The organism is Lentzea flaviverrucosa, from assembly GCF_003350445.1.
Taxonomy (GTDB): domain Bacteria; phylum Actinomycetota; class Actinomycetes; order Mycobacteriales; family Pseudonocardiaceae; genus Lentzea; species Lentzea californiensis.
This window is the reverse complement of the sequence record NZ_QQAU01000006.1, coordinates 269791-283572: the sequence shown is the minus strand read 5'-3', so window position 1 is coordinate 283572 and position 13782 is coordinate 269791. Positions and strand designations below refer to the sequence as shown.

Below are 13782 nucleotides of genomic sequence, written 5' to 3'. Positions count from 1 at the left end.
GTGCGCGTGCTCGTCGTCGAGGATGACGACCGGGTGGCCCGAGGCCTGCTGACCGCGCTGCGGCACGCGGGCTACGAGGTGCATCGGGTGGCCACGGCCGCCGACGCGCTGCGTGCCGCACCCGCCGACGTGGTGCTGCTCGACCTGGGCCTGCCCGACGGCGACGGCCTGGACGTGTTGCGCGAGCTGCGGCACCGGCCGGGCACCGCCGTCATCACGGTGACCGCGCGCGGCGAGGAACGGGAGCGCGTGCTCGGCCTGCGGGCCGGGGCCGACGACTACGTGGTGAAGCCGTTCGGCACGTCCGAGCTCCTCGCCCGGATCGAGGCCGTCCTGAGGAGGACGCGCACGCACCGCGCGGAGCCGGAGGATGAAGGTCCGCTCCAGATCGGTCCGCTGCGGATCATCGCCTCGACGCGGGTCGCCACAGTGGACGGTGAGCCGCTCTCGCTGACCCGCAAGGAGTTCGACCTCCTCGCGCTCCTCGCGACCCGCAAGGGCGAGGTGGTGAGCCGCGACTTCATCGTGGACCAGGTGTGGCAGGCGCACTGGGAGGCGCCGTCGCGGACGCTGGACACGCACATCGCGGCGTTGCGCGGCAAGCTCGGCGGGCACGTCAAGATCGAGACGGTCAGGGGAGTGGGCTACCGGCTCGCCACGTGACGAGTGTCCGAGAGACATCCACAGTCCGTTGCGGAACAATCACAACCGATGCTCCGCCGACTGCTCGTCATCACCGTTCCGCTGCTCGTCGCCCTGGTCGCGGCGCTCGGCATCCCCTTGGCGTCCGCAGTCGTGCAGCGTGAGACCCAGACGACCTACCTCGACCGCCTCAGCGACGCGAGCAGGTTCGCGGCGCTCGGTGAGAGCGCGTTGCAGTCGGACCGGCTGGAGGCGCTGAGCCAGGAGATCCAGCGCTACGACACCCTCTACGACATCCCGGTCGCACTGGTCAGCGCCGACAAGCGGATCCTGCTGGCGTCCCGGCAGGGGTTCGACCCCAGCAACGACCGCGAGGTCGTGAAGTCGCTGAACACGGCGCTGAACGGCGGCGTGCGGCCCGAGCCCGAGTACACGGGCTGGCCGTGGCGCACCGGGCCGATGGTCGTCGTCGAGCCGGTCGGGCGGGACAGCGAGGTGGTGGCCGCGGTCGTCACCATCTCGCAGACGCGGGGGCTGCGGACCGAGGTGCTGCGGCAGTGGGGGCTGATGGCGCTGGCCGGGCTCGCGCCGATGCTGGCCGTGGTCGCCGCCGCCTGGCCCATGTCGCGGTGGGTGCTCAGGCCGGTCGGCAGGCTCGACGAGGCCACCGCCGCCGTGGCCGCGGGCAACCTCGACGTGCGGGCGGACGAGGTCGGCGGGCCGCAGGAGCTCCGACGGCTCGCGCGCAGCTTCAACACCATGGTCGACGTTGTTGGCAAGGCCCTGAACAGGCAGAAGGCGTTCGTGGCCGACGCGTCGCACCAGCTGCGCAACCCGCTGGCCAGCCTCAGGCTCGCCGTGGACAACCTGGAACCGCACGTCGAAGGCGAGCTCGCGCAAGAAGCGCACCAGATCGCGGTCGAGGAGGCCGAGGAGATGGGGCGCGTGCTCGACACGCTGCTCGCCGCGACTCGGCTCGACAGCGCGCGGCAGACCGAGCCCGTCGAGATCGACCAGCTGCTCGCGACGCACCGGGCGGCCTGGCAGGCGCTCGCGAGCCGGTCCGGTGTCACGCTGAGGATCGACGTGCCGGCGGGCCTCACCATGCAGGAACCGCCCGGCGGCCTCGGCAGCGTGCTCGACGAGCTCGTCAGCAACGCCATCCGGCTCGCCAACGCCACCGAGGTCACGATCACCGGCAAGCACGGTGAGCTGCACGTCGTCGACAACGGCGACGGCCTGAGCCCCGAGGAACGCGAGCTCGCGCTGCAGCGGTTCTGGCGTGCCACCAAGCACCAGAACATCGCGGGCACCGGGATGGGGCTCGCGATCTGCGCCGAGCTGATCGAGTCGGCCGGCGGCACGCTCACCCTGCACGACGCGGACCCGGGACTGGACGTGAAGGTCGCGCTCAGCGCTTCACGGAACGGAACCAGCGCATAGCGCCGTCGTGCAGCGGCACGAGGCCGGTCGCGATGCCGGTGCGGACGTTTATGCGCGACGCCTCCGGGTGGCCCTCCACGATCCGCGCTGTCTCGGTGAACACCGTGCGCGTCACGACCTCCACGACGTCCGCGCTCAGCGACTCGCGCGCCAGCAGCAGGTTCGGCACCGCGAACGTCTGGTTCGCCACCACGCCCTCGTAGGTGGTGCTGGGAATCGTCGCCGGGATGTAGGGGCCCTTGTACTTCTCGGCGAGCCTGACCGCTTCCTGCGGGATGTTGACCAGCCGCACGTCACCCTGCAGGTCGGTGATCGCGGGCGTCGGGATGCCGGTCAGCGCCAGCATCGCGTCCAGTGACCCGTCCGCGACGCGGCGGGACGCCTCGGCGTGCGCCATGCGTTCGTCCATTGCGGACAGACCGAAGAACTCCAGCATCCGCTTGGCGGTGAACTCCGTGCCGGAACCGGTGGGGCCCAGGGAGATGCGCTTGCCGGCGAGGTCGCCGAAGGTGTGGATCGGCGACCCCGCCGGGACCGCGATCTGCATGAAGCTGTCGTAGAGCCGGCCGACCGCGCGGACGCTCTGCGGGTCGTCGATGGGGTCCAAAGAGGACAGCGCGAGCTGGGCCTCACCCGAGCGCAGCAGCTGGAGGTTCTCGACCGATGCGGCCGTCGGGATGGCGGTGACCTTCGTGCCGGGCAACTGCTCCGCCAGCGCGGCCGCCAGGGCCCCGCCGACCTCGCGGAACACCGCGCCCTCGGGACCGGTCGCGAGCACCAGCTCAGCGGGTGCCTCGACCCTGCGCGGGGTGCACCCGGCGAGAGCCAGTCCGGCCCCTAGCAGAAGCGTGCGACGGCTGAGCGACACCGACGAAGCCTAGCTGTTACGTCAGGGCTGTCTGAAGTTTCCTCAGGTCGGCTTGTCGGGTCAGGTGGCGCGGCTCACTCTCTGTCCAACACGTAGTTCAAGGAGGAACAGTGGCCACCACGACCACAGGGCGCAAACCGATCTACAAGCACCTCTACTTCTGGGTGCTGGTCTCCATCGTGCTGGGCGCTGCCGTCGGCTTCCTGTTCCCCAAACAGGCGTCCGAGATGAAGTGGCTCGCCGACCTGTTCGTGAACCTCGTGAAGGTCGTCATCGCGCCGACCATCTTCGCGACGATCATCGTCGGTATCGCGGGCCTCGGGAACCTCGCCAAGGCGGGCGGGCTCGCGCTCAAGACGATCCTCTACTTCACCGCGATGACCACGGTGGCGCTCGCCATCGGCCTCATCGTCGTGAACATCGTCCAGCCGGGTCACCACGGCGGCGACATCGCGCTCAACGCGAGCCAGGCCGACGCGACGCTGAAGTCCGCCTCGACCGCGGAGACGGGCATCACCGGCTTCATCCTGAGCCTGGTGCCGAAGTCGTTCGTCAGCGCGTTCACCGACGGCCAGCTGATCCAGGTGCTCGTGGTCGCCATCCTCGTGGCCGTCGCGGTCGCCGGCATGGGTGAGCGCGGCGTCAAGGTCGTCTCCGCGATGGAGACGCTCTCCAAGGTGATGTTCGGCATCATCAAGATCGTCATGTACGTCGCGCCGATCGGTGCCTTCGGCGGCATCGCCTACACCGTCGGCAAGTTCGGCGGCAGCGTGCTCGGCAAGCTGCTGTGGCTGATGGGCTCGTTCTACGCCACCTGCATCCTGTTCGTCATCGTGGTGCTCGGCCTGGTCGCGAAGTTCGCGGGCTTCAGCCTCTTCAAGTTCCTGCGCTACATCAAGGACGAGATCCTGATCGTGCTCGGCACCTCGTCGTCCGAGTCCGTGCTGCCGCGCATGATGGTCAAGCTGGAGGCGGCGGGCGCCCAGAAGTCGGTCGTCGGCCTCACCATCCCGACCGGGTACTCGTTCAACCTCGACGGCACCTGCATCTACCTGACCATGGGCGCGATCTTCATCGCCCAGGCCACCGGCAACGACGTGTCGATCGGCGTCCAGATCGGCCTGCTGCTCTTCATGCTGATCGCGTCGAAGGGCGCGGCGGGCGTCACCGGTGCCGGCCTGGTCACCCTGGCCGCCTCGCTGCAGGCCTTCGAGGCCCACTCGGCCATCCCCGCGGTCGGCATCGCGCTGATCGTCGGCATCGACCGCTTCATGTCCGAGGCCCGCGCCATCACGAACGTGATCGGCAACGGTGTCGGGTCGCTCGTGGTCGCCGCCTGGCAGAAGGCCCTCGACAAGGACCGCTTGACCGAGGTGCTGAACAACCCCGACAGCGTCGACGTCGACGACCTGCTGGCCCAGCAGACCGGTGCCGAGGGCGACGACAAGAAGGAGCCGGTCGCGGCTCACTGAGGACGTCCGTGGCCGGAGGCGGCTCTTCCCGCCTCCGGCCACGAGACCTCAGACCTCCATGTATGCCGAGGTCCCGCTCTCCCCGCATGCGGCGCGGGGTGAACGGGGCCTCGGTCTCGTTTGGTGGGGAACAATCCCGTTCTGCCCGGACGGACGGTGCCCGCTCGACTCCGGCTGGAGGAGGTGAGCGTCCGCTAACTGGGACGGCAGGCGGCTGAACAGCCAGAACGTGTCTCTACCCGGCTCAACCACTGGCAAATCGGGAATGTCGCGCAACTCTCATCGAGCTGGCCGAAGTTGAACGTTCGGTTACGCTTACCCGGCTGTAACGAACGCCGACGTTGGCCGCAATGTCGTTCTCCGGCCAGGAATCGTTACAGTTCCATGACCTAGATCACCCATTGGAGGGTGTCCCTGGGTTTCGCGGCTGTTAAAGTCGCGTCAACACGCGGGCCATCGTCGTCCCGTGCTCCCACCTGTTGGTTCGAGGTCTGAGCACGAGGACTTTGTTCTTTAGCGAGGACGACGAAGGAGGTCTGCGCAGTGATCTTCTCCGCCATCCCCGGCCCCCAGGGTCTCTACGACCCGGCTGATGAGCGCGACGCGTGCGGCGTCGCCATGGTGGCCGACATCCAGGGCAGGCGTTCCCACGGCATCGTGAGCGATGCCCTGACAGCGCTTGCGAACCTGGAGCACCGAGGCGCCGCCGGCGCCGAGCCCACCTCGGGCGACGGTGCTGGCATTCTGTTGCAGCTGCCGGACGAGTTCCTGCGTGCTGTGGTCGAGTTCGAGCTCCCGGAACGCGACCGTTACGCGGCGGGAATCGCCTTCCTGCCGTTTGAGCCCGAAGAACGCGCCACCGCGATGCAGGAGATCGAGCGCATCGCCGAGCAGGAGAACCTCGTCGTTCTCGGCTGGCGCGACGTCCCGGTCGATCCGGAGAAGGCCGATGTCGGCCCGACCGCGATGTCGGTGGCGCCGCACTTCGCGCAGCTCTTCGTGAAGGGCACTCGGGACGAGGCCGGGATCGCCCTGGACCGCCTGGCGTTCTGCCTGCGCAAGCGGGTCGAGCACGAGGGCAGCGTCTACTTCCCGTCTCTGTCGGCGCGCACGATCGTCTACAAGGGAATGCTGACGACCGCGCAGCTGCCGGCGTTCTTCCCCGACCTGCACGACGAACGCCTCTACTCGGCGATCGCGTTGGTGCACAGTCGTTTCTCCACGAACACCTTCCCCTCGTGGCCGCTCGCGCACCCGTTCCGGTTCGTCGCCCACAACGGTGAGATCAACACCGTGCGCGGCAACCGCAACCGCATGCGCGCCCGCGAGGCGTTGCTGGACAGCGAACTCATCCCGGGCGACCTCGCCCGGCTGTTCCCGATCTGCAACCCGGACGGCTCGGACTCGGCGTCGTTCGACGAGGTGCTGGAACTGCTGCACCTCGGCGGCCGCAGCCTTCCGCACGCGGTGCTGATGATGATCCCGGAGGCGTGGGAGAACCACGCCACGATGGACCCGAAGCGCCGCGCGTTCTACCAGTTCCACGCGTCGCTGATGGAGCCGTGGGACGGCCCGGCCTGTGTCACGTTCACCGACGGTGAGCTCGTCGGCGCGGTGCTCGACCGCAACGGCCTGCGTCCCGCCCGCTGGTGGCAGACCGCCGACGGCCGCGTCGTGCTGGCATCCGAGACCGGTGTGCTCGACGTGCCGTCCGACCAGGTCGTCGCGAAGGGCCGCCTGCAGCCCGGCCGCATGTTCCTCGTGGACACCACGCAGGGCCGCATCATCGACGACGAGGAGTTCAAGTCGTCGCTGGCCTCCGAGTCGCCCTACGACGAGTGGCTGCACGCCGGCCTGCTCGACCTGGCCGACCTGCAGGACCGCGAGCACGTCGTGCAGAGCCACGAGTCCGTCGTGCGCCGCCAGCTCACCTTCGGTTACACCGAGGAGGAGCTGCGGATCCTGCTCACACCCATGTCGATCATGGGCATGGAGCCGCTGGCCTCGATGGGCACGGACACCCCGGTCGCGGCGCTCAGCCAGCGCTCCCGGCTGCTCTACGACTACTTCGTGCAGAACTTCGCGCAGGTCACGAACCCGCCGCTGGACGCGATCCGCGAAGAGATCGTCACGTCCGTCAAGCGCGTGATGGGCCCCGAGCAGAACCTGCTCGACCCCGGCCCCGTCTCGTGCCGCCACGTGACGCTCGACTACCCGGTCATCGACAACGACGAGCTCGCCAAGCTCATCCACATCAACGACGACGGCGACCTGCCGGGCTTCGCCTGCACCGTCCTGTCCGGACTGTACGAAGTGGATGGTGGCGGCGAGGCGCTCACGGCCGCGATCGAGCGCGTCCGCCGCGAGGCCTCGGAGGCCATCGCGAACGGCGCTCGCACGCTCGTCCTGAGCGACCGGGACTCCGACCACCGCATGGCGCCGATCCCGTCGCTGCTGCTCGTCTCCTCGGTGCACCACCACCTGGTGCGCACCAAGGAACGCCTGCGCGTCGCGCTCGTCGTCGAGTCCGGTGACTGCCGCGAGGTCCACCACGTCGCCGCGCTGCTGAGCTACGGCGCCGCCGCGGTGAACCCCTACCTCGCGTTCGAGACGATCGAGGACCTGATCAGCCAGGGCGCCATCACCGGCGTGCCCGCGCACAAGGCCGTGCGCAACTACGTCAAGGCGCTCGTCAAGGGCGTTCTGAAGATCATGTCGAAGATGGGCATCTCGACCGTCGGCGCCTACACCGCGGCGCAGATCTTCGAGGCGGTCGGCCTGTCGAACGACCTGCTCGACGAGTACTTCACCGGCACGCAGTCGAAGCTCGGCGGCGCCGGCCTGGAGGTGCTCGCCGAGGAGGTGGCGGTGCGCCACCGCCGCGCGTACCCGGACAACCCCACCGACCGGGCGCACCGCAGGCTCGAAGTGGGTGGCGAGTACTCGTACCGCCGCGAAGGCGAGCTGCACCTGTTCACGCCGGAGACGGTGTTCCTGTTGCAGCACGCCACGAAGACGCGCAAGGAGGACGTCTTCCGCCAGTACACGGCGGAGGTCGAGCGCATCTCCCGGCAGGGTGGCACGTTGCGCGGGCTGTTCAAGTTCCGGAGCGAGGGCCGTACGCCGGTCCCGATCGACGAGGTCGAGCCCGTCAGCTCGATCGTCAAGCGCTTCAACACCGGCGCCATGTCGTACGGCTCGATCTCGGCCGAGGCGCACGAGACCCTCGCCATCGCGATGAACCGCCTCGGCGGTCGCTCGAACAGCGGTGAGGGCGGCGAGGACCGCGAGCGCCTGTACGACCCGGAACGCCGTTCCGCGGTCAAGCAGGTCGCGAGTGGACGGTTCGGCGTCACGAGCGAGTACCTCGTGAACTCCACGGACATCCAGATCAAGATGGCGCAGGGCGCGAAGCCCGGCGAGGGCGGCCAGCTGCCCGGCTTCAAGGTCTACCCGTGGGTCGCGCGCACCCGGCACTCCACGCCGGGTGTCGGCCTGATCTCGCCGCCGCCGCACCACGACATCTACTCGATCGAGGATCTGGCGCAACTCATCCACGATCTGAAGAACGCGAACGAGCAGGCGCGGGTTCACGTGAAGCTCGTCTCGTCGATCGGTGTCGGCACGGTCGCCGCCGGTGTGGCCAAGGCCCACGCGGACGTCGTGCTGATCTCCGGCTACGACGGCGGCACCGGTGCTTCGCCGATGAACTCGCTGAAGCACGCCGGGACGCCGTGGGAGATCGGCCTCGCCGAGACCCAGCAGACGTTGCTGCTCAACGGCTTGCGCGATCGCATCACCGTGCAGGTCGACGGCGCGATGCGCACCGGCCGGGACGTCGTGGTCGCGGCTCTGCTCGGCGCCGAGGAGTTCGGCTTCGCCACGGCACCGCTGATCGTCGCGGGTTGCGTGATGATGCGCGTCTGCCACCTGGACACGTGCCCGGTCGGCGTCGCCACGCAGAACCCCGACCTGCGCGCCCGCTACACCGGCCAGGCCGATCACGTCGTGAACTTCTTCGAGTTCATCGCGCAGGAGGCCCGCGAGATCCTCGCCGAGCTGGGCTTCCGCACGATCGACGAGGCCGTCGGTCACGCGGAGCTGCTCGACAAGGACGACGCGATCGAGCACTGGAAGACCGCGGGCCTGAACCTGGACCCGGTCTTCGAGGTGCCGGAGACCCCGTACCCGACGGCGAAGCGCAAGATCCGCGACCAGGACCACGGGCTCGACAAGGCCCTGGACCGCACGCTGATCCAGCTCGCCGAGGCGGCGCTGGAGGACGCGCACCAGGTCACCCTGGAACTGCCCGTCCGCAACGTCAACCGCACGGTCGGCACGCTGCTCGGCGCCGAGGTCACCCGCCGCTTCGGCGGCGAGGGCCTGGAGGACGACACGATCCGGGTCAAGCTGACCGGGTCGGCGGGCCAGTCGCTCGGCGCGTTCCTGCCGCGCGGCATCACGCTGGAGATGGTCGGCGACGCGAACGACTACGTCGGCAAGGGCCTGTCCGGCGGGCGGATCATCGTCCGGCCGCACGACGACGCGCCGTTCCGCGCCGAGGACCAGGTGATCGCGGGCAACGTGATCGGCTACGGCGCCACGTCCGGTGAGATCTTCCTGCGTGGCCGGGTCGGCGAACGCTTCTGCGTCCGCAACTCCGGCGCGCTGCTGGTGGCGGAGGGCGTGGGCGACCACGCGTTCGAATACATGACCGGTGGCCGGGCAGTGGTGCTCGGGCCGACCGGGCGCAACGTCGCGGCCGGCATGTCCGGTGGCATCGCGTACGTGCTCGACCTGGATCCCCTGTCGGTGAACCAGGAGATGGTGAATCTGCAGCGCCTCAGCGCCGAGGACCTGCGTTGGCTCAAGGACGCCGTCACCAAGCACCACAAGGCGACTGGCTCTGCCGTCGCCGCGTCGCTGCTCGGTGACTGGACCCGTCGGGCCGGTGCGTTCACGAAGGTCATGCCCGGTGACTACCAGCGCGTTCTCGAGGCCATGCGCCTCGCCCGCGCCGAGGGCCGGGACGTTGACGCGGCTGTCATGGAGGCGTCTCGTGGCTGATCCACAGGGATTCATGAAGTACACCCGGTCCGACGCGCCGAAGCGTCCGAAGCCGGAACGGTTGCAGGACTGGAACGAGGTCTACCTCCACGAGGACCCGGTCGAGCGCAACAACGCCGTGCGCACGCAGGCCACGCGGTGCATGGACTGCGGCATTCCCTTCTGCCACAGCGGAACCGCGGGCTGTCCACTCGGGAACCTGATCCCCGAGTGGAACGACCTGGTGCGCCGCGGCGACTGGGAGCTCGCCTCGGACCGGTTGCACGCCACCAACAACTTCCCGGAGTTCACGGGTCGTCTGTGCCCGGCACCGTGCGAGGCCGCCTGCGTGCTGTCGATCTCGCACGACGCCGGTGGTGCCGTCGCGATCAAGCGGGTCGAGGAGACCATCGCGGACGTGTCGTGGGAGAACGGCTACGTGCAGCCGGCCCAGGCGACGGTGTCCTCGGGCAAGCGCGTCGCGATCGTCGGTTCCGGTCCCGCCGGACTCGCCGCCGCGCAGCAGCTGACCCGCGCGGGCCACGAGGTCGTGGTGTACGAACGGGACGACCGGCTCGGTGGCCTGCTGCGGTACGGCATCCCCGAGTTCAAGATGGAGAAGAAGGTCCTCGACCGGCGCCTGTCGCAGCTCCGCCGCGAGGGCACCAAGTTCGTCACCGGCTGCGAGGTCGGCGTCGACATCACCGTCGAGGAGCTGCGCTCCCAGTTCGACTCGGTCGTGCTCGCCGTGGGTGCGCTGCGGGGCCGTGACGACAAGACGACTCCGGGGCGTGAGCTTCAGGGCGTGCACCTCGCGATGGACCACCTGGTCCCCGCGAACCGCGCCGTCGAAGGCGACGGCCCGGCCGCGATCTCGGCTGAGGGCAAGCACGTCATCGTCATCGGCGGTGGCGACACGGGCGCCGACTGCTACGGCACCGCGACCCGCCAGGGCGCGCTGTCCGTGACGCAGCTCGACCAGTACCCGATGCCGCCGTCGGTCCGCGACGACGACCGTTCGCCGTGGCCCGTGTGGCCGCACGTCCTGCGCACGTACCCCGCGCACGAGGAGGCCGGCGAACGCCGCTTCACCGTGGCGGTCAAGCGTTTCGTCGGCGACGACGACGGCCACGTGCGCTTCATCGAGCTGCAGCAGGTGCGCGTCGAGAAGGACTCGTCCGGCCGCCGTTCCGTGGTGCCGCTGACCGACGAGGTCGAGGTGCTGCCCGCGGACATGGTGCTGCTGGCGATCGGCTTCGAGGGCGTCGAGCACATGCGGTTGCTCGACGACCTGGGCATCTCCCTGACGCAGCGCGGCACGATCTCGTGCGGCTCCGACTGGCAGACGACCGCGCCCGGCGTGTTCGTCTGCGGAGACGCCCACCGCGGCGCTTCGCTCGTGGTGTGGGCGATCGCGGAGGGCCGGTCCGTGGCGAACGCCGTGGACAGCTTCCTCACGGGATCCTCGAACCTGCCTTCACCGGTGATCCCGAACCAGCTTCCGCTCGCTGTGGTCTGACAACGGCGTCCGGCCGGCGGGGAGCAGCATGAACGCCCCGCGCGACAACGAAGTCGCGCGGGGCGTTCGCCTTTCCCTGAGGTCGGGCACATGTGGCCGATCCAGGGCGAGTTCAGGGGACGCGGCTGGGCGGATGTCGCGGAGTGGTTCGACGAACTGCACCGGGAGCAGCCAGGTTTCGAGTCGCACCAGTACATGCGCGACATCGTCGCGAGCGTTCTCGCCAGCGGTGCGGCCGATCGCCTCGGCGTGACCACCTCGATGCACGACATCGTCGTGGTGTCGCTGGACGCGAAGACCTGGTACCACGAGACGATCAGGGTGTTCTCACCCTCGTCGCTGCCGCCTGTTCGGGACGGGTTCGTCATGCTGACCTTCAGCGGGAGCAAGAGCCGCCGCCGGGGCAGCAGGGAGACCGTGCAGTGCACGGTGGAAGAGGCCGCGCCCGCGTTCTGGGACCTCGTGGAGGAGAAGTTCGGCATCACCCGCTAGCCGGGCAGGTGTCGCGGTAGGCCAGCCCCGGCAGGTGCTTCCTCCACTCGAGCGGGCTGAGGCCGCCGCCCCCGACCTCGCAGGCGCGGGCGGACAGGCCACCAGGCGCCGCCTCCCCGAACGAACTGAGCAGCGTGGTGGCCAGTTCGGCGCTCGTGTCCTGGCTGGGCGCCACCGCGTGCGCCGCCAAGCCGAGGCGCAGTGCCAGCTGCGGCGAGGAAACGCGCGCGACCTGTGCCTGCGCGACGAGTGCGCGTGCGGTCGCCTTGTCGCGGTCGACGCCGGCGTTGTACCACTGGGCGGCCGCCAGCCCCGCCGCGCCGACCGCGGCCACCAGGAACACCGCCAGCCAGCTGACCGTGCGCCTGCGGTCGCGCCGGCGTTCGTGCCGCAGCGTGTGGATCCGGTCGCGGCTCACGGCGAGGAACCGCAGGGCGTCGGGGGAGAGGTCGTCGTCGGCCACCAGCGGTGAGATGGCGGCGAACGTGTCCTCGTTGAGCAGCAGGTGGTCGGCGCGCTCGCCCTCCGTCCACTGCGACGCGTCCAGCTCGACGGACTGGGCCGCGCGCAGGCCGATCTGGCGTTCGTCGATCGCGTCGCGCAGTGGCAGCCACTCGGTGAACAACGCCTCGTGCGCCACGCCGATCCAGCGGCCCTGCTGGTCGCCGCTCGCGGTGAGCAGGCGGTGCCGGACGAACACCTCGAACGCGTCGCGGGTGTGGGCGTCCAGCTGGGCCAGGCTGACGCGTTTGCGGGTCGGGCTGCCGGTGTGGTCGAGCGTGGCGAGGGACGCGAGACGGGCGAGCAGGTCCTCCTTGCCCGTCCCGGTTTCCGCCACGGCGCTGTCGAGCACGTCGTCGGCGTGGCGGGCGAGTGCGCCGTGCACGCCGCCGAGGTGCTCGTACCGTTCGCTGGACAGCGTGCCGCCTCGGGGCACGCCCATCGCCAGGTGCTGCAACGTGAACGCGAGCAACGGCAGTGCCTCGCCGCTCGCCGTGTCCTCGACCAGGCGCGCGACGAGCTCCGGGTGCACCTTGAGGCCTGCCACGCGGGCAGGGCCGGTGATCACGACGTTGAGCACCTCTCTCGCCAGCGGCGCCAGCACGTAGCCGCCGAGGTGGACGCCGCCCAGTTCGGGCAACGCCCGCAGGTCGTCCAGGAACTCCGACCGCAGCGTGACGATCACCCGCACGTTGTCCGCAAGCGCTTCCCTGAGCAGGCTCGCGACGATCTGGCGGTCCTTCTCGCCGGCACGGGTGAAGAGCTCCTCCGCCTGGTCGATGGTGATCAGCAGCCTGCGGTCCTCGTCCACGAGCTCCTGGGCCACGCCGCGCAGCCCGTCGAGGACGAGCCGGTCCTTGGTCTCCGCCAGCGTCCAGCCGAGACCGACGCGTTCGGCGGCCTTGCGCACCGCGCGGGCGAGTGCGTCGAGCGGGTCGTTGCCCGGTAACCACGGCGGCATGACGAGCCAGCGCGGGTCGTCTGCCAGCTGGGCCAGGAGACCGGCCCGGACCAGGGACGACTTGCCGCAGCCGGACGGGCCGACGACGGCGAGCAGGCCAGGTCCGCGGCGCACCCTGCGGGCGAGCGCACGCGTCTCGGTGTCGCGACCGAAGAACACCGCGCTCAGCGCCGTGCTGAACGCGTCCAGGCCGGGGAACGGCTCCTGGTCCTTGGCGAGCTTGCGGCCACCGGCGTCGAACTGCCGCAGCGCCTTCTCCAGCTGTTCGCGGGCGGTGGCGTGCGGGATGTGGTTGAGGTGCCCGATCAGCGGGTGGATGACACCGCCGAGCTGGACCGGCAGCAGGAGGCACCCCAGCGCGTCCGCGATGGCCACCTCGGCGGTGCACCAGCTCGACACCACCGACGCCTCGCTGACGACGCAGACGACGGCGTCCGCCTTGCGCAGCTCGAGGTGCAGACGCTCGCGCCACGCCTCACCCACCTGAATCCCGTCGTCGGGATGAACTTCCAGGAAAGTTTCGTGGTCTCGGTCGAGCCAGTCCCGGATCTGTGTCGCGATCGCCACATTCTGCGTCGCGTGGCTGATGAAAACCCTCGCCACGACGGCCTCCTTTGGCATTCGGTCACCGATTGTGCAGATCTGGCAGGGATCGGTGGCCGGTTGTCCACTAATTGGCACATCTCCAACGCGCGAGGATCACTCTGTGCATACATACGTTTCCGTGAAACAGGAAACACTTTCGGGTGAAACTTCTGTGTGATGCGGGCGAACTCAGTCTCGTATATCGCGAAGCTTGTCCACTTCGGGCGAAACTGATAGCTGTAGATCAACTCAG

Annotated in this window: 8 protein-coding genes; 6 read left to right on the top strand and 2 right to left on the bottom strand. The window is 69.4% G+C overall.

All coding sequences use genetic code 11. The annotated features are described in order from the left end of the window. Together DFR72_RS21065 and DFR72_RS21060 are read left to right on the top strand one after the other, a co-directional pair. The gene (locus DFR72_RS21065) at nucleotides 1-663 is read left to right on the top strand and encodes a response regulator transcription factor (RefSeq protein WP_090067562.1); all 663 of its coding nucleotides are present in this window, start codon (nucleotides 1-3) and stop codon (nucleotides 661-663) included. 48 nt (nucleotides 664-711) lie between these two features. Continuing rightward, on the top strand, nucleotides 712-2085 hold the full coding sequence (locus DFR72_RS21060) for a sensor histidine kinase (protein ID WP_090067563.1): 1374 nt from the start codon (nucleotides 712-714) through the stop codon (nucleotides 2083-2085). On the opposite strand, the gene DFR72_RS21055 is transcribed toward DFR72_RS21060, so the two are convergent. Next, nucleotides 2054-2953: a TAXI family TRAP transporter solute-binding subunit gene (locus DFR72_RS21055; RefSeq protein ID WP_090067564.1), complete on the bottom strand. Its 900-nt coding sequence runs from the start codon at nucleotides 2951-2953 to the stop codon at nucleotides 2054-2056. The two genes, DFR72_RS21060 and DFR72_RS21055, sit on opposite strands and share 32 nt — an antisense overlap. A gap of 110 nt (nucleotides 2954-3063) precedes the next feature. Between DFR72_RS21055 and dctA the strand changes: the two genes are divergently transcribed. The 4 genes from dctA (at nucleotide 3064) to DFR72_RS21035 (ending at nucleotide 11482) form a co-directional block, all read left to right on the top strand. Beyond that, the gene (gene dctA / locus DFR72_RS21050; RefSeq protein WP_090067565.1) at nucleotides 3064-4425 is read left to right on the top strand and encodes a C4-dicarboxylate transporter DctA; all 1362 of its coding nucleotides are present in this window, start codon (nucleotides 3064-3066) and stop codon (nucleotides 4423-4425) included. A 543-nt stretch (nucleotides 4426-4968) separates the two neighbouring features. After that, the gene (gltB, locus tag DFR72_RS21045; RefSeq protein ID WP_090067566.1) at nucleotides 4969-9492 is read left to right on the top strand and encodes a glutamate synthase large subunit; all 4524 of its coding nucleotides are present in this window, start codon (nucleotides 4969-4971) and stop codon (nucleotides 9490-9492) included. Continuing rightward, nucleotides 9485-10990 carry a glutamate synthase subunit beta gene (locus DFR72_RS21040; RefSeq protein WP_090067567.1) on the top strand — a complete coding sequence of 502 codons (1506 nt, stop codon included), beginning with the start codon at nucleotides 9485-9487 and terminating at the stop codon, nucleotides 10988-10990. The genes gltB and DFR72_RS21040 overlap by 8 nt, the downstream gene beginning before the upstream one ends. 90 nt (nucleotides 10991-11080) lie before the next feature. After that, entirely contained in the window at nucleotides 11081-11482 is a 402-nt protein-coding gene (locus DFR72_RS21035) for a hypothetical protein (protein ID WP_090067568.1), read from the top strand. Here the strand turns inward: DFR72_RS21035 and DFR72_RS21030 are convergent. Continuing rightward, a complete protein-coding gene (locus DFR72_RS21030; RefSeq protein ID WP_170176336.1) occupies nucleotides 11472-13547 on the bottom strand; it encodes a toll/interleukin-1 receptor domain-containing protein in 2076 nt (691 codons plus the stop codon). The genes DFR72_RS21035 and DFR72_RS21030 overlap by 11 nt on opposite strands. Nucleotides 13548-13782 lie beyond the last annotated feature (235 nt).

What these genes read in the sequence shown, in the direction of transcription:
- DFR72_RS21060 (WP_090067563.1), top strand. Translation starts at nt 712, where the DNA reads ATGCTCCGCCGACTGCTCGTCATCACCGTTCCGCTGCTCGTCGCCCTG.
- DFR72_RS21035 (WP_090067568.1), top strand. Translation starts at nt 11,081, where the DNA reads ATGTGGCCGATCCAGGGCGAGTTCAGGGGACGCGGCTGGGCGGATGTC.